General features: G+C 74.1%; 13 protein-coding genes. 9 read left to right on the top strand and 4 right to left on the bottom strand.

What is annotated here, in order from left to right:
* The first annotated feature begins 562 nt into the window (after positions 1-562).
* From ACIP8Z_RS03235 to ACIP8Z_RS03220, 4 genes are all read left to right on the top strand, one after another.
* The gene (locus tag ACIP8Z_RS03235) at positions 563-1,768 is read left to right on the top strand and encodes a radical SAM protein (RefSeq protein ID WP_402078898.1); all 1,206 of its coding nucleotides are present in this window, start codon (positions 563-565) and stop codon (positions 1,766-1,768) included.
* Entirely contained in the window at positions 1,765-2,532 is a 768-nt protein-coding gene (locus ACIP8Z_RS03230; protein WP_402078044.1) for an iron-containing redox enzyme family protein, read from the top strand. The genes ACIP8Z_RS03235 and ACIP8Z_RS03230 overlap by 4 nt, the downstream gene beginning before the upstream one ends.
* Positions 2,529-2,747 (top strand): aroma-sacti cluster domain-containing protein, encoded by a 219-nt coding sequence (locus ACIP8Z_RS03225; protein ID WP_402078041.1) that lies wholly within the window; start codon positions 2,529-2,531, stop codon positions 2,745-2,747. Before ACIP8Z_RS03230 ends, ACIP8Z_RS03225 begins: the two co-directional genes overlap by 4 nt.
* 192 nt (positions 2,748-2,939) lie before the next feature.
* Complete coding sequence (locus tag ACIP8Z_RS03220) at positions 2,940-6,320, top strand: adenylate/guanylate cyclase domain-containing protein (protein WP_402078039.1); 3,381 nt, start codon at positions 2,940-2,942, stop codon at positions 6,318-6,320.
* Positions 6,321-6,339: 19 nt separating this feature from the next.
* Here the strand turns inward: ACIP8Z_RS03220 and ACIP8Z_RS03215 are convergent, their stop codons facing one another.
* Positions 6,340-6,579 (bottom strand): hypothetical protein, encoded by a 240-nt coding sequence (locus ACIP8Z_RS03215; RefSeq protein WP_402078036.1) that lies wholly within the window; start codon positions 6,577-6,579, stop codon positions 6,340-6,342.
* Between the two features lie 37 nt (positions 6,580-6,616).
* Here ACIP8Z_RS03215 and ACIP8Z_RS03210 point away from each other — a divergent pair, with 37 nt between their 5' ends.
* Positions 6,617-7,378: a S8 family peptidase gene (locus ACIP8Z_RS03210; protein ID WP_402078033.1), complete on the top strand. Its 762-nt coding sequence runs from the start codon at positions 6,617-6,619 to the stop codon at positions 7,376-7,378.
* A 25-nt stretch (positions 7,379-7,403) separates the two neighbouring features.
* A complete protein-coding gene (locus tag ACIP8Z_RS03205; protein ID WP_402078030.1) occupies positions 7,404-7,988 on the top strand; it encodes a GAF domain-containing protein in 585 nt (194 codons plus the stop codon).
* Between the two features lie 77 nt (positions 7,989-8,065).
* Here the strand turns inward: ACIP8Z_RS03205 and katG are convergent, their stop codons facing one another.
* The gene (gene katG / locus ACIP8Z_RS03200; RefSeq protein WP_402078027.1) at positions 8,066-10,255 is read right to left on the bottom strand and encodes a catalase/peroxidase HPI; all 2,190 of its coding nucleotides are present in this window, start codon (positions 10,253-10,255) and stop codon (positions 8,066-8,068) included.
* Positions 10,256-10,502: 247 nt separating this feature from the next.
* Between katG and ACIP8Z_RS03195 the strand changes: the two genes are divergently transcribed.
* The gene (locus ACIP8Z_RS03195; protein WP_402078025.1) at positions 10,503-10,958 is read left to right on the top strand and encodes a Fur family transcriptional regulator; all 456 of its coding nucleotides are present in this window, start codon (positions 10,503-10,505) and stop codon (positions 10,956-10,958) included.
* A gap of 104 nt (positions 10,959-11,062) precedes the next feature.
* Here the strand turns inward: ACIP8Z_RS03195 and ACIP8Z_RS03190 are convergent, their stop codons facing one another.
* Together ACIP8Z_RS03190 and ACIP8Z_RS03185 are read right to left on the bottom strand one after the other, a co-directional pair.
* Positions 11,063-12,685, bottom strand: coding sequence for a mucoidy inhibitor MuiA family protein (locus tag ACIP8Z_RS03190; RefSeq protein ID WP_402078022.1), 1,623 nt, complete (start codon positions 12,683-12,685; stop codon positions 11,063-11,065).
* Positions 12,686-12,693: 8 nt separating this feature from the next.
* On the bottom strand, positions 12,694-14,949 hold the full coding sequence (locus ACIP8Z_RS03185; protein WP_402078019.1) for a DUF4139 domain-containing protein: 2,256 nt from the start codon (positions 14,947-14,949) through the stop codon (positions 12,694-12,696).
* 228 nt (positions 14,950-15,177) lie between these two features.
* Between ACIP8Z_RS03185 and ACIP8Z_RS03180 the strand changes: the two genes are divergently transcribed.
* Together ACIP8Z_RS03180 and ACIP8Z_RS03175 are read left to right on the top strand one after the other, a co-directional pair.
* The gene (locus ACIP8Z_RS03180; RefSeq protein WP_402078016.1) at positions 15,178-16,659 is read left to right on the top strand and encodes a glutamate--cysteine ligase; all 1,482 of its coding nucleotides are present in this window, start codon (positions 15,178-15,180) and stop codon (positions 16,657-16,659) included.
* A 36-nt stretch (positions 16,660-16,695) separates the two neighbouring features.
* Positions 16,696-18,042 (top strand): MFS transporter, encoded by a 1,347-nt coding sequence (locus ACIP8Z_RS03175; protein WP_402078014.1) that lies wholly within the window; start codon positions 16,696-16,698, stop codon positions 18,040-18,042.
* The last annotated feature ends 31 nt before the right edge of the window (positions 18,043-18,073 follow it).

Raw genomic sequence — 18,073 nt, 5'->3', positions numbered from 1 at the left:
TGATGGTGTCAGGGCGGTGAGTGGCCGCGGGCCCCCCGGTTCCTGGCGTGACGCCGCCGAGAACCGGGTGGCCCGCGAGGTACTCAGGACGAGACGAGTCGCGTCAGGAGATGTCGCTGGAGTTGTTGATGATGCAGCCGGCCTCGTCCTCCTCGGCCTCCCCGTGCGCCACGACCTCGATGTCCTCGTCCTCGACCGGCTTCGGGTTCGTGTTCTCGGGCATGTTCGTCCTCCTCGTTTGACGGCGTCGCTGCGCCGGCTGAGAAGAACGTACGAACGGCGGGTATGGGAACGCCTGTCCGTCGGTTCGACGCCGGTATAGGTCGACGACCCGGACGCGGTACGACCCCGTGACGTGGGCCGATGCCCCCGCAGGGCAGCGGCGCCGGGCCGTCCGCAGGGCGTCCGCACCCTCCTCGGGGCCCTTCCGGGCCCTTCCTCGCCCCTCCGGACCTGGGGCTCAACCGTTCACCAGGCGTTCGTGAACCGAAAGTCTGCCGCCCCGGACCACGATCCAGGAATGCTTCGCGCGCGGAGCGAACTCACGGAGGAGGAGACGGACATGGACCTGGCGGAGCTCATCGGCCTGCGGCCGGTCCCCTGCGGTGGTCTCCTCGTGGCGCTCACCCGCCGCTGCCCCATGAGCTGCGCGCACTGCTCCACGGCCTCGTCCATGGCGGCGACGGAGGCGCCCGACCAGCGGCAACTACTCGACTTCATCGGCTCGTTCGGTGCCGAGGACCGCCCCGAGGTGGTCATGCTGACCGGCGGCGAACCGCTGCTCCTGCCCGAGCTGGCCGCCCGCGTGGCCCGTCTCGCGCAGGCCGAGGGGTCGCGGGTGGCACTGCTCAGCGGCATGTTCTTCGCCCGCGGGGGACGCGTCCCCGACCGGATCATGCGGACGATCACCGCCCTGGACCACTTCTCGGCGAGCCTGGACGTCCACCATGAGCGCGAGGTCCCGCGCGCGGACGTGCTGCGCGCCCTCCGCGCCGTGCTCGACGCCGGGGTCCCCGCCAGCATCCACCTCACGGGCACCGGTACAGGTCCCGCTACCCGTGACGGAGTTGGCGCGGAGTCCGGTACCGGCCCCGGCGCCGGCGGGGACGGCGACGACCCGTATCTGGTCGACGTCGTCGCGGACGTGCGCCGTGCCTTCGGCACCCGTATGCCCATGCTGGTCAACGAAGTGCGGCCGCTCGGCCGCGCCACCGGGCTCGTCCGGCCGACACCGCCGGGACCGGACGACGGACTGGCCGCGCCCTGTGCCCTCGCGGCCTGGCCGGTGGTCGCCTTCGACGGGACGGTGGCGGCCTGCTGCAACCAGTGGACGGTCGACCGGCGCCCCGTTCCCCCGCACCTGCGGCTCGGACACATCGCCGAGGACGACTGGCCGACCGTCCGCGAGCGCTCCCTCGGCTCCCCGGTGCTGCGCATGCTGCGCGCGGTCGGCCCGCGGCGGCTGCACGCCCGCTACGAGACCGAGCCGGCCCCGGCCGGCTACTGCCGCAGCTGTCACGCCCTCGCCGACCGCCCGAGCGTCCTGGAGGGCGCGGCAAGGGACGCCGGCGGTCGTGTCGGCGAACACCTCGACCGGCTCACGACGGCGCAGCAGCGCGCGGCAGGACCCGCCGCCCTGGTGCGGCGCATGGGCTGCGCGCGCTACGCGCACCTGGTCGAACCCACGTCCGGAGAGGAACGCGTGCCCACCAACGAGCCCCGACCCACCCAGGCGTCGCCCACCGCGGAGGCGAGGAGCAGCCGATGAACGCCACAGCCACAGCATCCACCGTCACAGCCACCACCACGGCCGCGGCCCCCACTTCCACAGCCCCGGCGGCAAGCACCCCCGCCCCCACCCGTACCGCCGCGTTCCCCGCATCCCTGGCGCTCCGCACCAAACTCGCGCCCACCGCCCCCGTCCTGAGGGCCGCGACCGCCGCGCTCTGGCGACCGGACGGCCTGCGGGAGCGGTACGTGCGCTATCTGGCCGCCATGCATCCGCTCGTACGGGCCTCGGTGCCGCTTCTCGTACGGGCGGCCGAGCGGTGCGCCGCCGCGCCCGACGACCCGGCCGCGCGACGCCTGGCCGCGTACTTCCTCCGCCATGCCGAGGAGGAGCGGGACCACGACGCCTGGCTGCTCGACGACCTGGCCGCCGCCGGTGCGGGTCCCGTGGCCGTGGCGCACCCGATCGTCGTGGAACTGGCCGGGGCGCAGTACTACCGGATCGAGCACGAACACCCCGTGGCCCTGCTCGGCTACATCGCGGTCCTGGAGGGCAACGCCCCGGGGCCACGGCTCGGGGACCGCCTCGCCGAGGTCACCGGACTCCCGGGCGGCGCGTTCCGCACGCTCAGGGAGCACGCGGAGCTCGACGGCGGCCACCTGGACGACCTGTACGGGGTGTTCGACGCGCTCGCGCCGACCCCGGCCCAGCAGACGGCCGTCTCCGTCAGCGCGCTGCACACGGCGAACCTGCTGACCCGCCTGTTCCTTTCCCTCGCCGAGGACAACGGAGGACACCGATGACCGACAACGCCACCCCGCACGGCTCCGAGCCCACCCTGGAGGCACTCGCCGCCGCGGGCTTCGACGTCGACGCGCTGAGTGAGGAACAGCAGGAAGTGGTACGGGCATTGACGCCGGAGGAGCTGGCTCTGCTGGTCGACATCAGGGGACGGCTCGACGCGGCGGCCCCCGAGGTCCAGGCCCACGCGGACGTGGCGGGCGGCGCGCTGTTCTGACGCGGGCGCGCTCCGCCGCCCCAAAGCCGAGCGGCCCCGTCGAACCCACCACCGTCCCCCTGTCCACCGGAGGAATCCATGTCCTGCGCCTCGTGCGGGAGTGCACTGCCGCCCGGAGCCCGGTTCTGCCCGTCCTGCGGCAGCCCGTGCGCTCCGGGGCCGGCCACGGCCAGGCCGACGGGCCGCAAGGTGGTGACGGTCCTCTTCTGCGACCTGGTGGGCTCCACCGCGCTCTCCGGGGCGCTGGACGCGGAGACACTGAGGTCGGTCACGCTCCGCTGGTTCGACCTGATGCGGCTGCGGATCGAGGAACAGGGCGGCACGGTGGAGAAGTTCATCGGGGACGCGGTGATGGCGGTGTTCGGTGTGCCGACGGTCCGGGAGGACGACGCACGGAGGGCGGCCTCCGCGGCCCTGGCGATGCGGGAGGCGCTCGCCGGTTTCAACGCGCGCCTGGAGGAGGCCGTGGGGGTACGGCTCGAGATGAGGATCGGAATCAACACCGGCCGGGCGGTGACGGGTTCGACCACGCAGCGGCAGGCGATGGTCTCGGGCGAGGTGGTGAACGTGGCCGCCCGCCTGGAACAGAACGCGGCGGCCGGGGAGATCCTGCTGGGTCCCGACACCCTGGCGGCCGCCGGGCCGGGCATCCGGACGACGGAGACGGGCCCCCTGCTCCTCAAGGGCAAGAGCGACCGGGTGGCCGCGCACCGCCTGATCGCCCTGGACGAGGAGGACGGTCCGGAAACCCTCCGCCGCTTCGACGTCGGCTTCGTCGGCCGTCGGCACGAACTGGATCTGATGGACCAGGCGTTGGCCCGGGTGACGCGAAGCGGAAGGGGTGACCGCCTGGTGGTGGGCGGCGAGGCGGGCCAGGGGAAGACCCGCTTGGTACGGGAGTGGCTGCACCGCGCGACAGCCACGGGCCGGACGGCCGGACGCACGCCGCCGCTCTCCACGCCCCAGGTGCCGGCGGCGGGTCCGGTCCCGCTTCCGACGCCCGCGCCCCGTCACGGCGCCGGGCGTTGCCGGGCCCGGGGTGAGCAGCCCAGTCTCGGGGCGCTCGCCGATGCCGTGGCCGGGCTGCTCAGGAGCGCCGGCACGGTGGCGCCTTCGCCCGAACTCGACCTGCTCCACCAGGGCCTGCTCCTCGACGGGACCCCCAACCCCTCCCCGGCGGACACCTGTGCCGCGCTCGCCAAGGTTCTCGCCGAGCTGTCCGAGGAACAGCCCGTCGTGCTCGTGATCGACGACTGCCACTGGGCCGCCCAGCCGCTCTTCGACGCCCTCGACCGGCTCCTGCGCGCCCTCACCGACGCGGCCGTCCTGATCGTCCTGCTCACCCGGCCCCAGCTGTTCGACGTACGGCCCGAACTCGCCCCGGGCGCCGTCCTGCTCGGCGGCCTCTCCGACGACGAAGCACAGCTCCTCGCGGCCGAGCTGACGGAGCGCACGGCCGACAGCCCGCCGCTCGCCCCCCAGGTCCTGGCGCGGGTCGGCGGGAACCCGCTGCACCTGGAGCAGCTGCTCGTCGCGGGGAACCCCGTCGACGCGGACAGTGTCCCCCTTCCCCTCCAGGCCCTGATCGGCGCCCGGATCGACGCGCTCGAACCGCCCGAACAGCGGGCCCTCGGCCTGGCGTCCGTCCTGGGCGGCGACTTCACCGCCGACGAACTCACGGCGCTCGCCGGACATCCCTCCGAGACGTGGACCCCGTCCGAGCTCCGAACCACCCTCCACCGGCTCGTCCGGCACCGTCTCATCAGTCCGGACGGCAGCGCGTTCCGCTTCGCCGGAGGGCTGATCCAGGAGGTCGTCCACACCAGCCAGTCCAAGCAGGACCGCGCCGACCGGCACGAACGCGCGGCACGCCTCGACACGGTCCGGAAGCGCGGCAGCGCCGCGGTCGGGGCCCATCTGGAGCAGGCGTACCGCTACCGCGTCGAGCTCGGCGCCCAGGACGCGCACACCGACGGGCTTCGTCGACGTGCCGCCGACGCCCTCGCGGAGGGCGGTCGACTCGCGCTGGCCCACGCCGACCCCGTCTGGGCCGCCGACCTGCTGGGCAGGGCCACGGCCCGGTACGCGGCGGGCGAACCGGGCAGTGCCGGCACGCGGCGGCGACTCGGGCAGACGCTGCTCGACCTCGGCCGAGTCAGGGAAGGCCGGGCCCTGCTCGAAGAGGTCATGGCCGAGGTTCCGGCGGACGGCTGCGGCACCGATGCGGTGGAGGCCGCGCATGCCCGGCTGGGCCTGGCGTCCGTCGGCCGGTCGGCAGACAGCCGGTCGGCCGACGGCCGGTCGGACAGCCGCGGGGCCGTGACAGGGAGCGACGCGGAGGAAGCGCGCGCCGGGGACCCCCGGTCGGAGAACGGCCTCCCCGTGGCGGGACCGGCCGACGGAACGTCGACGGGGGAGCCTCGGAACGACGAGGACGGCCGCCCGTCCCGGGACAGCCGGCGCGCTCCTGCCTCCGCTCCGGCTCCGGCCGCCGCCCCTCCAGCCCCGTTCCACGCGCGCCCCGCCGCGCGCCGTGACGCTCCCCCCGGCGAGTCGCCGGCCGAGGCCGCAGCCGCCACCCTGCCCGTCTTCGCCGCGGCCGGCGACGAGTTCGGTCAGGCCCGGGCCTGTCTGCGACTCGCCCAGCACGCCCAGGAGCAGGGCCGGCACCGGGAAGCCGAGCGGCTGCTCGACAGGGCCCTCGGCCATGCCGTACGGGCCGACGCCGAGCCGGAGCGGGCCGCCGCCCTCGGGGCCATGGGCGTGTCCCTCTGGCGCGGGCCCCTGCCCGTCGCGGACGCCGTGACCCGCTGCCGCGCCCTGCTCGCCGAGCAGGGGGCCGGCCGCCGGGCCGTCCGGCTGACGCTCAACTGTCCGCTGGCTGTCGTCCTCGCCCTCCAGGACGACCGTGACGGCGCGCTCGCCTGCCTCGCGGAGGCCGCACACCTCGCCCAGCGCCTCGGCTACGCCGAGGCCGACGCCTTCCTGCCCCTCTTCACCGCCACCGTCGACGATCTGGCCGGCCGCCGCGAGGAGGCCCTCCTCGGCCTGGATCGGGCCGCGGCCGCCGCGCGGGCGCTCGGCGCCACCGGGCTCCTGCGCGGCGCCCTCCTCGACGCCACCCGCATCCGCCTCGACCTCGGCGACTGGCGCTCCGCACACGACACCCTCGCCGCACTCGAACCGACGGGGCGCCGGCCCGAAGCGGCACGGCCGCGCGCCGAATCGGCCGACCTCGACGGTCTGCGCGCCCGGGTCGCCGCGGTACGGGGGGAGGCCGCGACCGCCACCCGCCTGGCCGACCGGGCGCTCGCCACCGCCGTCCGTACGGACTCGCCCATCGTCCAGGGCCTCGCCGCACTCGACGCGGCCCGCACCGCTCTCGCGTTGGGACATGTGCAGGCCGCGGCCGCGGCGGCGGTGCGCGCCCGGTGGAGCTTCGCCGCCAAGGGCCACCTCCCCGCGGCACGCGAGGCCGAGGCCGTCGCCCTGCGCTGCCAGGGCCACCGGGCCGACGGGCCCGGTCCCGTCGTCCCGGCGGCCGACGGAACCGGAAAGGACGCCCAGCGATGACCACCGGCCGGCGACCCCCTCAGGCCGCCACCCCCACCGCGCCGGACCTGCCGACGGCGGCAGGCGCACCCGACAGGTCCCAGGCCCAGGCCCGGACCCCGGCCCAGGCCCCGCCCCCGGCCCAGACACAGACCCCGACCTCGACCTCAACCCCGCCCTCGACCTCGACCTCGACCTCGACCTCGACCTCGGCCCCGCCCCCGGCCCGGGCCCGGGCCCGGGCCTCGGAGCGGGCCCCGGCCCCCGGGCCCGGGCTCACCTGGGGCCTTCGAGGTCGCGGGCCCGCCGACGTACCCGTGGAGGCCGACCACCCTCCGGAGCCGCCCGAGGGCGGTCTGCTCGGTGGGACCGGGCGTGGCGTCCGCGTCTGCGTGGTCGATTCCGGGGTCGAACGCGACCACCCCATGGTCGGCCCCGTCGCCCAGTCCTGGCGCGTCTTCAAGGACGACGACGGCGTCCACGTCGAGGAGACCGACGAGGGCGATGCCTGCGGTCACGGCACCGCCTGCGCCGGGATCATCCGCCGCACCGCCCCGGACTGCGAGCTGTCCAGCGTCCGGGTGCTCGGCGAGCGGTTCTCCGGCAGCGGCGACATCCTCCTCGAAGGGATCCGGTGGGCCGTCCGCCAGCGCTTCGACGTCGTGAACCTCAGCCTCTCCACCAGCCGCGACCGCTTCGTGGAGGAACTGCGCAAGCTCGCCGACGAGGCGTACTTCCAGCAGACCGTGATCGTCGCCTCCGCGCACAACACCCACGTGGAGAGCTTCCCCTGGCGGTTCTCCTCGGTGATCTCGGTCGGCAGCCACCAGGAGGACGACCCGGACCTCCACCTCTACAACCCCGAGCCACCGGTGGAGTTCTTCGCCCCCGGCCAGCGGGTGCAGGTGGCCTGGCTCGGCGGTACGTCGATCCGTACCTCCGGCAACAGCTTCGCCACCCCGTTCGTCGCCGGGCTCTGCGCGCGGATCCTGTCGAGCCGACCGCGGCTGACGCCGTTCCAGCTGAAGAACGCCCTGTACCTGTCCGCCGCCAACGTCCGTGTCCACGGCAGCCGGTAACGACCGGCACCGGAAGGGAACCCCCATGGCTCAGACGATCGCCCCCGTCATCCCCTCCGCCCCCCGGCCCGATCCGGCCATGGCGGAGCTTCTGCAGTCGGTCGTGGACACCGCGCGCGCCATCTTCGGCGCCGAGGCGAGCTCCATCCTGCTCCTGGAGGCGGCGGCGGACGAGCTCGTCTTCGAGGCCGTCTCCGGGCAGGGACAGGAGTTCCTGGTGGGCCGGCGCTTCCCGGCGGGCCGGGGGATCGCCGGCTGGGTCGCCGCCTCGGGCGAACCGATGGTCGTCGACGACCTGCACGACAGCACGTCCTTCGACCGGGACGTCGCCCGGTCCACCGGTTTCGTGCCGAACGCCCTGATGGCCGCGCCGCTCGTGCACGGGGACCGCGTCCTCGGCGTACTGGAGGTCCTCGACCCTTCTCCGCAGGCCCGGTCCAGCCTGTCCGAGCTCGACCTGCTGAGCCTCTTCGCCCGGCAGGCCGCCGTCGCCCTGCACGTCCTCACCACCCACGCGCCTCGCGGGGCGGAGCCCGCCGCCCCCGATGACCCCGCCCGGGCCGAACTCCTGCGCCTCCTCACGGAGGCCCGCCGTCTCCTGGAGGAGTGACGACCCGAGACACCCGGAGATGCCCCGGCCCGCCCGGCCGGTTGACGGGCGGTCGCCGGGGCAGGCCGGGGCGCGGCTCAGGAGAGGTCGAACCGGTCCAGGTTCATCACCTTGTTCCACGCCGCCACGAAGTCACGGACGAACTTCTCGCCCGCGTCCCGGGACCCGTAGACCTCCGACAGCGCGCGGAGCTGGGAGTTCGAGCCGAAGATGAGGTCGGCGGCGGTGGCCGTCCATGTGACCTCGCCCGTGACGCGGTCCCGGCCCTCGTAGACGTTCTCGGAGGCCGTCGACGGCTTCCACTCCGTGCCCATGTCGAGCAGGTTCACGAAGAAGTCGTTGGTCAGGGACTCCGGCCGGTCGGTGAACACCCCGTGCGGGGACGTGCGGAAGCCGGTGTTCAGCGCCCGCATGCCGCCGACGAGGACCGTCATCTCGGGTGCCGTCAGCGTCAACAGGCTGGCACGGTCGAGGAGAAGCGTCTCCGGCGACAGCTTCTCGCCCGCCCGGAGGTAGTTGCGGAACCCGTCCGCCCGCGGTTCGAGCACGGCGAACGACTCCACGTCGGTCTGCTCCTGCGTGGCGTCCGTGCGTCCCGGCGAGAACGGGACCGTGACGTCGTACCCCGCGTTCTTCGCGGCCTGCTCGACGGCCGCGCAGCCGCCCAGGACGATCATGTCGGCGAGCGAGATCCGCACCCCGCCGGACTGGGCGTCGTTGAACTCCCGCCCGATCCGGTCGAGGGCCGTCACCGTCTCGGTCACCTCGGGAAGGGCGTTGGACTCCCAGTCCTTCTGCGGTGCGAGCCGGATCCGCGCACCGTTGGCACCGCCCCGCTTGTCCGTGCCGCGGAAGCTCGCGGCCGACGCCCACGCGGTGGTGGCCAGCTGGGAGACGGAGAGACCCGAGTCGAGGATCCGGCGCTTGAGGCCGGCCACGTCCGCGTCCGTGACCAGCGCGTGCTCGACCGCGGGGACGGGGTCCTGCCACAGCTGCGGCTCGGGGATCCACGGGCCGAGATACCGCGAGACGGGCCCCATGTCGCGGTGCAGGAGCTTGTACCAGGCGCGGGCGAAGGCGTCCGCGAGCTGGTCCGGGTTCTCGTGGAAGCGCTTCGCGATCGGCCCGTAGACCGGATCGAGCTTCAGGGAGAGGTCCGTCGTCAGCATGATCGGAGCGTGCCGCTTCGACGGATCGTGGGCGTCGGGCACCGTCCCCTGGGCCGCGGGATCCGTCGGGGTCCACTGCTGGGCGCCGGCCGGGCTCGTCGTGAGCTCCCAGTCGTACCGGAAGAGGTTGTCCAGGAAGCCGTTGTCCCACTGCGTCGGCGCGGTGGTCCACGCGCCCTCCAGGCCGCTGGTGAGCGCGTCGGCGCCCTTGCCGCTGCCGCACGTGTTGCGCCAGCCGAGCGCCTGCTGCTCGATGGGGGCGGCCTCCGGCTCCGGACCGATGCACGAGGGGTCGACCGCGCCGTGACACTTGCCGAAGGTGTGCCCGCCGATGATCAGCGCGGCCGTCTCCTCGTCGTTCATCGCCATGCGGCCGAACGTCTCGCGAATGTCCCGGGCCGCGGCGATCGGATCCGGATTGCCGTTGGGGCCTTCCGGATTGACGTAGATGAGGCCCATCTGCACGGCGCCGAAAGGACCGCTGAGTTCCCGGTCGCCGCTGTAGCGCTCGTCTCCGAGCCAGGTGTCCTCGGACCCCCAGAAGACCTCTTCGGGCTGCCAGATGTCCTCACGGCCGAAGCCGAATCCGAACGTCTTGAAACCCATGGATTCCATGGCGCAGTTGCCGGCGAAAACCAGAAGATCGGCCCAGGAGATCTTCCGGCCGTACTTCTGCTTGACGGGCCAGAGCAGCCGGCGTGCCTTGTCGAGGCTCGCGTTGTCCGGCCAGCTGTTGAGCGGCGCGAAGCGCTGCGCTCCGGAGCCGCCACCGCCCCGTCCGTCCTCGATGCGGTACGTCCCCGCCGCGTGCCAGCTCATCCGGATGAAGAGCGGCCCGTAGTGGCCGTAGTCGGCCGGCCACCAGTCCTGCGAGGCCGTCATCACCTCGAAGACGTCCCGCTTCAGCGCGTCGACGTCCAGGGTCGCGAACTCCGCCGCGTAGTCGAAGTCCTCGTCCATCGGACTGGCCTGGGGCGAGTGCTGGTGGAGCACCGTGAGGTCCAGCTGGTTCGGCCACCAGTCCCGGTTCGTCCTGGGGGGCGTCTCCTTCGGGGACGGGGAGGGGATTGCCGGGTTCTCGCTTTCGCTGCCGGACACGTACGTCCTTCTTCCTGTCGCGATGTTTCCGTCTGCCGACCGCGTGCTCGTGGCGTCGTCTGCTTTTCAGGTGTCGAGCACGGCGACTCGGCGTCCGTATGGTCGCGCACTGGGGACCGCACTGCTAAGAGAACACGCAGGGCGCCGCCGCGTAACAAGCGGGCGGAATCCGAAAATGCGCCGGCGGCCCGGTCGGCGGCCGACGGCATTCCCGTCCCCGGAATTCATGCGAGAAAGGTGAAATCCTATGAGCGACCTGTTGGAGCGGCTGCGGGGGCGTGGCTGGCGGATGACCTCCCAGCGGCGTGTCGTCGCCGAGGTCCTCGACGGCGAGCACGTCCACCTCACGGCCGACGAGGTGCACTCCCGCGCGGCGGAGCGGCTGCCGGAGATCTCCCGGGCGACCGTCTACAACATCCTGGGCGAACTGGGCCGGCTCGGCGAGGTCGTGGAGGTCTCCGTCCACGGCCGCGCGAAACGGTACGACCCGAACGCGCACCACCCGCACCAGCACCTGGTGTGCTCCGGCTGCGGCACCGTCCGGGACGTCCACCCGACCGGCGACCCGGTGGCCGCGCTGGCCGCCCTCCCGGCCGAGGAACGGTTCGGCTTCACGGTGGCCGAGGCGGAGGTCACCTACTGGGGGCTGTGCCCGGAGTGCGCTCCGGGCCGGGCGCCGGACGCGCCGAACTCCCCCCGGTGACCTCCGCCTTCGGACAGCCGTCTGCGGACGTCCGCCTCCGGCTCTCCGCCCTCGATCCTCCGCCTTCGGCCCTCAGCCCCCCAGTACACCGCCGTCGTCCCCCGTCAGAGCCCGGCGACCTTGGAGCTCGCCGACAGTTCGTACACCAGCGTGATCGTGCGCCGGCCGCCGGGCGGCAGGGTGACGTCCCATCGGGCGATGCCCTCGGCGTCGACCGTGTCGGGCGCCGGGGAGCAGGCCTCCTTGCGGAGCCGTACCTCCACCGCCGAGACCTCCGAGACCGGGATCCGCTCCCGGACCACGACCACCCGGTCGTCCGACTCCCCGGGAGCCGAGAACCGGGACACGTGCAGCCGGACCGTGCGGGTGACCACCGTCCGCTGGGTGAGCCCGGCGGTGTCCCGGCTCTCCTCCGTCTCCCGGACCACCCGGTGGTCGTCGCGGCTGCCGAAGGCGAGTTCGACCGGCGCGCCGGGGGTGGTGAACTCGAGAGCGCCCCGGCCGGTGAAGCCACTGCCGCGGATCAGGTCGACGGGTCCGGCGAGCAGCACGTGCCCGGACCGGTTGTCGAACCGCACCACCTGGGTGACCAGCGGAGACACCTCGGGCGAGCAGAGGTACTCGCGGTCGGCCGCCGTGCTGAAGACGGAGAGCGGCACCCGGTGCGCGCGCCCGTCCGAGGGCACGGAGACCGGCGCGGGGGAGTGCAGCACCCGTGTCTCGCCGCCGTCGTCCACGCCGGGCAGCCCGAGGACCGGGACGGGCCCCAGATCGCTGATGTCCTCCTCGCGCACCTCGACGTCGACCGTGCGCCGCTCCGCCGCCGTACGGTCCTTGAGCGTCAGCCGGTCCTCGCCCAGCGACGGCGGTTCGGTGGCCAGCGCCGACCGGGCGGTCGACAGCGTGAGCTCGACGCCGGTCCAGTCCTCGCCCGTGCGCTGCCAGACCATCGCGTCGGTCTCGAGGGTCACGGCGGAGCCGTCGAGCACGGCCCGGTAGGCGGGCCGCCACAGCGCGCACGGGACGAGGTGGCTCAGGCGCAGCCCGACCGGCCCGGCGGCCGTGGCCTCCACGGTCAGCTCGACATGGGCCACCAGCTCGGCGGGTTCCTCCTCGGTGGCGTCCATGGCCCGCCGGACCTCGCCGAGTTCGACGGCCAGCGCGGACAACCGGGCCTCAGCGGTACGGAGTCGCTCGCCGTACGTGTCGCGCTCGGCGTCCACCCGGTCCAGTTCGCGGATCCAGCGGGGCCCTTCGGCCTCCCCTGAGCCGGCTCCCTCGCCGATGTCCCGCAGGACATCGACGGCGAGATGGCCGAGCACGTCGAGGCGGGTCCGGAGCCGGTCGCGCCACTGCTCCAGAGCCCGTCGCTCCTCGTCGAGGGCGTGGAAGCGGTGGCGCAGCGCGGAGTCGTCGGCGGCCGGCCGCCGCGGCGCGCGCGGCTCCCAGCGGCGGACGACGCGCACGTCGAGCACGGTGGCCGGGTGGCCCGAGGTCAGCTCGGCGTGGAGCGTACGGTCGACGGCCAGCGCGCTGACCGGCCCGAGCCGCAGCCGCTGGACCCCGCCCGCCAGGTCCAGCTCGACGGCGCGCTCGATGTGGGCGCGGTCCTCCAGGCAGGTGACGGCGGTGACAGGGGCGGCGGTGACGGGGACGGGGGCCGCGGGCACGCGGGACGACGGCACGGCCGTGCCGTCGCCGGCGCTCGTCTTCGAGACGGTGGACATGGTGTGTCTCAGCTCCTGCGGTTGCCGCCGACCAGGGCTTTGCCGGCCGGGATGCGGATCTCGTAACCGCCGTCGAGGGCGGTGGTGCCACCGGCGGGCAGGTCCACCCGCCGGACGCGGGTGCCCGGGGCGTGCCGCTCGGACGCTCCGCCGTCCTCGGGCGCCGACCAGCCGGCCCGCTCCTCGATGCGGACGTCGGCGTCGGAGGTGACCGGCACCCGCTCGCGGATCTCGACCGTGGCGGGCCTCGCGAGCCCGTTGGCCAGCTCGATGTGGACGCGGTGGTCGAGCACGGTGATGTTGTTGCGCAGACCGGCGGTCGACTCGTCGAGGTGGGTGCGGCGGGTGACCCGGATGCCCTCGGCCGGCCCGAGTCCCACCCGGCGTACGCCGCCGGGGGCGAGGGTGGGCAGCGCGGTGGTGAGGAGGAAGTCGTCGTCGACGGTGACCTCCACGGGGCCGGCGAGCAGCGCCTGGTCCGTGGCGTTGGACAGGACCAGCGTCGCGTACACGGTCTGCTCCACGGACGGAACGCAGAGGTACTCGGTGCGCAGACCGACCGGGATCTCCCCGACGGTGACGGTGTGCCAGGTGCCGTCCGACGGCACGTCGGCGCGGGCGGCGGCGTCGAAGCGGTGGTCGAACGAACCGGCCGACTCGCGCGGCCGGACGGCATGCCCGGGCAGCGGCAGCGAGGCCACGGCATCGGCGCGACGGCGGTACTCGGCCGCCACCGCGTCGAAGGACGAGGCGGGGAACAGCCGGCCTCGGCGCGCACTCGGTTCGTCCGGGCCGGACAGCACCAGGGCGGCGTAGTCGAGTTCGTCGCCGCTCGGCCGCGGCGGCCCGGGCGGCGGGGGCGGCGGTGCCGCCCCGGCGCCGGGCGGCGCGGGAGCGGCGGGGGCCATCGCCGCGGGGGCCGGGGCGCCCGCGAAGGACTGACCGCCGCGTGGCATGCCGCCGGGCTGGGCCGGTCGCCGGGCGGCGTCGGGGGACGCCGCGCGTCGGAAGGCCTCGGGGGCCGAGCCGTACCCACCGCCGGGGGCCGGCGGCGGTGCGCCGTAGGCCTGCGGTGCCGGCGGCGGAATCGGCGGCCCACCGGCGGTCAGCGGCGGCGGCAGCGGTACGGGATCGGGTACGAAACCGCCCCCGGCGGCGACGGGCAGGACGTAGTCGTCCCCGGCCGCCCCGGGTGCGCGGGGCGTGAGAGGACGCGGGCCCGCTCCCGCGTATCCGGCGAACAGGTCGGCGAGCCCCGTCGGAGGCTCGCGCCAGCCGGAGGGAGCGGGGGCCGCCTGACGGCGTCCGATCCGGATCGAGCGGAGCTTCGGCAGGTCGGTGCGGCGCCGCAGATCGGCGGTGGCCAGGGCGATGCGTACCCCGGTCCAGTCCTCGCCGGTGCGCTGGGCGACCGAGGCGCGCAGCACCAGGCGGCCGGTGCCGTCGCCCTGGCGGTGGGTGAGGCGGTAGGCCGGCACCCAGACGGCGCCGGGCACCCCGTACTCCAGCTCCAGTTCGAGATCCGGCTCCGCCTCGGCCCGCGGCCCGCCCTCCACCTCGGCGTCACCGCCCGGTCGTACGAGGGTCAGGACCGCGGACACCGTGGTCCGCACGTGCGTCGACGGCGTGGCGGTGGAAGCACGGGCGAGCCGGTCCGTGGCGACGGACAGCTCGTGCTCGGCCCGGAGCAGCTCCTCCTCCAGCTCGGCGAGCCGGGCGTGCAGTCCGGTGAGCCGCTCGTCGACGAAGTCGGCGAGCTCCAGCCACGCGTCGACCGGGGTGCGGCGGTGCCGCGGGTCGTCGCGCTTGCGGGCCGGCGGCACCGGGCGCAGCCCAGCGACCTCGGCGATCAGCCCCTGCTGCCGGTCGCGACGGCCCTCCGCCGCCGCGCACGCGTCGCGCAGCCGCTCGACCTCGCGCCGCAACTCCTCCGGCGCGCCGGAGACGGTGCCCAGCGGCTCGGCCTCGATCTCCACCCGCGCCTCGGTGACCCGTGTCCCGGAGGTGCCCAGGACCCGCGCGCGCAGCGAGCCGGGGTCCAGCGAGCGCGGCAGCCCCGTGACGCGCACCCGGCCGTCCGAGGGCACGGGCCCCCGGGCCAGGCGGCGGCAGAGCGCCCCCTGCGCGTACACGACGACCGAGTCGAGGGCCGATCCCCACGTCGATGTCGTCCCGCCCGTGCCGGCGGGACCGGTCGTCCCGGCCACCCCGGTCGACCCGCTCCTTCCAGCCGCCTCCGTCGTCCCAGCCGCGTCAGCCGTCATCCGCCCCCGCCCCCGTCCTGTCGTGCCGCCCCGCTTCGCCGGCGGCGTACCGAAGCCTACGCCCGGGCACCGACACGCACCGAGGGCTTTCCGGAGTACCGCACGCCGGGTGCCCACCGCGCCCAGCGCGCCCCTGGGGCGCCTCCGATCCGCTTCGGTGGTTGGCCGGCCCCGGGAGTGGGACGCTTGATGGTGGAGGTCCGTGCCGACGAGACTCGGGAGGGCCCGATGGGACGTGACGTTCCGGCGCTGGAGTTCACCCGTGAAGACCGTCGCCGGTTCCGGAACAAGACGCACTCGTGCCTCGACGTGTTCGCGCGGATGCTGCGCGAGTCGCGGTTCGACTTCGAGCGGCCGCAGGTCGGTCTGGAGATCGAACTGAACGTCGTGGACGCCGCGGGCGAACCGGCCATGCGCAGCACCGACGTCCTGGAGGCGATCGCGGATCCCGCGTGGTCGACCGAACTGGGCCGGTTCAATCTGGAGATCAACCTCGAACCGCGGCGGCTCAGCGCGGGCGGCGGCCCCGACTCCTGGGAGCAGGAGATCCGTGACGCGCTCAACCACGCGGAGCAGCAGGCGGCCGGGATCGGCGCGCATCTGGTCATGATCGGCATCCTGCCGACCCTCGAACTCAAGGACGCGGGACCCGCGTCGCTCTCCGAGAACCCCCGCTACCACCTCCTGAACGAGCAGATCTTCGCCGCCCGCGGCGAGGACCTGCTGATCTCCGTGGACGGCGTGGAGCGGCTGCGCACCCACGCGGAGACGATCACCCCGGAGGCGGCGTGCACCAGCACCCAGTTCCACCTCCAGGTGTCGCCCGACGAGTTCGCGGACTACTGGAACGCCGCGCAGGCCGTGGCGGGCGTGCAGGTCGCGCTGGCGGCGAACTCGCCGTTCCTGTTCTCCAAGGAGCTGTGGCGCGAGACGCGCATCCCCCTCTTCGAGCAGGCCACCGACACCCGGCCCGACGAGCTCAAGGTGCAGGGCGTGCGGCCGCGGGTGTGGTTCGGCGAGCGCTGGATCACCTCCGTCTTCGACCTCTTCGAGGAGAACGCGCGCTACTTCCCGGCCCTGCTGCCCCTGTGCGACGACGAGGACCCGGAGGAGACCCTCGACGCGGGCGGCACCCCGGGCCTGTCCGAGCTCACCCTCCACAACGGCACCGTCTACCGCTGGAACCGCCCCGTCTACGACGTGGTCGACGGCGTCCCGCACCTCCGCGTGGAGAACAGGGTGCTCCCCGCCGGCCCCACCGTGGCCGACACGCTGGCGAACGGCGCGCTCTACTACGGCCTGATCCGGGCCCTGGTCGACGAGGACCGGCCCGTCTGGTCACGGATGTCCTTCGCGGCCGCTGAGGACAACCTGCACACCGCCGCCCGTCACGGCATCGACGCGCAGGTGTACTGGCCGGGGATGGGCGAGGTCCCGGTGACCGAGCTGGTGCTGCGGCGCCTGCTGCCGCTCGCGGACCGCGGCCTCGAACGGATGGGCCTGGAGGCGTCCCGGCGGGAGCCGCTCCTCGGCGTCATCGAGCAGCGGTGCGTCAGCGGTCGCAACGGCGCGCAGTGGCAGTCCGAGATGTTCCACCACATCCATGACATCGACCACGCGGACCGGCATCAGGCGCTGCGGCGGATGACACAGCAGTACATCGAGTACATGCATCTGAACGCGCCGGCGCACACCTGGCCGGTCGACTGAAGCGTACGGCGGGGCGAGTCGGGGCAGGGCGTGATCATGACCGACACGCCTCCCGCGCACCACGACTCCACGTCCCGCGCCACCACGACAGCCTCCAGCGATCCCGCGACACCGCCGCAACCTCCCTCCACCCGGCGCCCGTTACGGCAGCTGCTCGCCGCCTCCGTCGGCAACGCGGTGGAGTGGTACGACTGGTACGCGTACACCTTCCTGGCCGCCTACCTCGCGAACCAGGTCTTCCCCAAGGGCTCGGGGAACTCCCTCGTCCCCCTCCTGTCGACCTTCGCCGTCTTCGCCGTCGGCTTCTTCATGCGCCCCGTCGGCGGACTCCTCATGGGTGCGCTCGCCGACCGGCGCGGCCGGCGCACCGCCCTCACCGCGACGATCCTGCTCATGGGCGGCAGCAGCCTGCTGGTCGGCCTCACCCCGACGTACGCCGCGGCCGGCGTCCTCGCCCCCGTCGTGCTCGTGATCGCCCGGCTCCTCCAAGGCCTGTCCGTGGGAGGGGAGTTCGCGGCCTCGACCACCTTCCTCGTCGAGTCGGCGGGACCCGGCCGGCGCGGTCTGTTCTCCTCCTTCCAGTACGTCTCCACCTCCGCGGGGCAGCTGGCCGCCTCCGGCATCGCCGCCCTGCTGGTCAGCCAGCTCGGTGAGGACCGGATGAACGGCTGGGGCTGGCGGATCCCGTTCCTGCTCGGTGCGGTGTTCAGCCTCGCCGGCTTCTGGATCCGCCGGGGCGCCGAGGAGACCCGGAGCGTCGCCCAGCGCGAGGCTCCCCGCCCCGGGCTCTTCGAGGCCCTGCGCCACCACCCCCGTGCCTCGCTGCTGATCGGCGGCATCACGGCCGGCGGCACCCTCGCGTACTACACGTGGACCTCCTACCTGCCGACGTACGCGGAACTCAACACCGGCCTCGACAAGGCGGACGCGCTGCTGGCGGGGACCCTCTCCCTGGCGTTCTTCGCGCTGCTGCAACCGGTCGGCGGCCTGCTCTCCGACCGTTTCGGCCGCAAGCCGTCCCTGCTCTTCTTCGGCATCGGTTTCGCGGTCCTCGCCGTGCCGTTGCTGCGCGCGCTCGACGGCTCGTTCCTCTCCCTCCTCCTGGTGCAGTGCGCGGGCATGGTGCTGCTGACCGGCTTCACCTCGATCTCGGCCGCCGTGAACGCCGAGATGTTCCCGGCGCGCGTGCGGGCGGCCGGGATCGGCTTCCCGTACTCGCTGACGGTGGCGCTCTTCGGCGGCACGGCACCGTATGTCGGCACGCTGTTCAAGGAGTGGGACGTCCCCGGTGTCTTCCCCTGGTACGTGGCCGCCCTGTGCCTCGTCTCCTCGGCGGTGTACTTCCGGCTGCCGGAGACCGCCCACAAGGAACTGGATCGCTGACGCGGAGAACGGCCGACGGCCGGCGGCCCCG

The organism is Streptomyces sp. NPDC088553, assembly GCF_044752965.1.
Classification (GTDB): Bacteria; Actinomycetota; Actinomycetes; order Streptomycetales; family Streptomycetaceae; genus Streptomyces.
This window is presented reverse-complemented; position numbering and strand designations above follow the sequence as displayed.

Excerpts from the sequence above, each read along its gene's own strand:
- ACIP8Z_RS03175 (WP_402078014.1), top strand. The coding sequence starts at position 16,696 with ATGACCGACACGCCTCCCGCGCACCACGACTCCACGTCCCGCGCCACC.
- ACIP8Z_RS03205 (WP_402078030.1), top strand. The coding sequence starts at position 7,404 with ATGGCTCAGACGATCGCCCCCGTCATCCCCTCCGCCCCCCGGCCCGAT.
- ACIP8Z_RS03235 (WP_402078898.1), top strand. The coding sequence starts at position 563 with ATGGACCTGGCGGAGCTCATCGGCCTGCGGCCGGTCCCCTGCGGTGGT.
- ACIP8Z_RS03190 (WP_402078022.1), bottom strand. The coding sequence starts at position 12,685 with ATGTCCACCGTCTCGAAGACGAGCGCCGGCGACGGCACGGCCGTGCCG.
- ACIP8Z_RS03180 (WP_402078016.1), top strand. The coding sequence starts at position 15,178 with ATGGGACGTGACGTTCCGGCGCTGGAGTTCACCCGTGAAGACCGTCGC.
- ACIP8Z_RS03225 (WP_402078041.1), top strand. The coding sequence starts at position 2,529 with ATGACCGACAACGCCACCCCGCACGGCTCCGAGCCCACCCTGGAGGCA.
- ACIP8Z_RS03185 (WP_402078019.1), bottom strand. The coding sequence starts at position 14,949 with ATGACGGCTGACGCGGCTGGGACGACGGAGGCGGCTGGAAGGAGCGGG.
- ACIP8Z_RS03230 (WP_402078044.1), top strand. The coding sequence starts at position 1,765 with ATGAACGCCACAGCCACAGCATCCACCGTCACAGCCACCACCACGGCC.
- ACIP8Z_RS03195 (WP_402078025.1), top strand. The coding sequence starts at position 10,503 with ATGAGCGACCTGTTGGAGCGGCTGCGGGGGCGTGGCTGGCGGATGACC.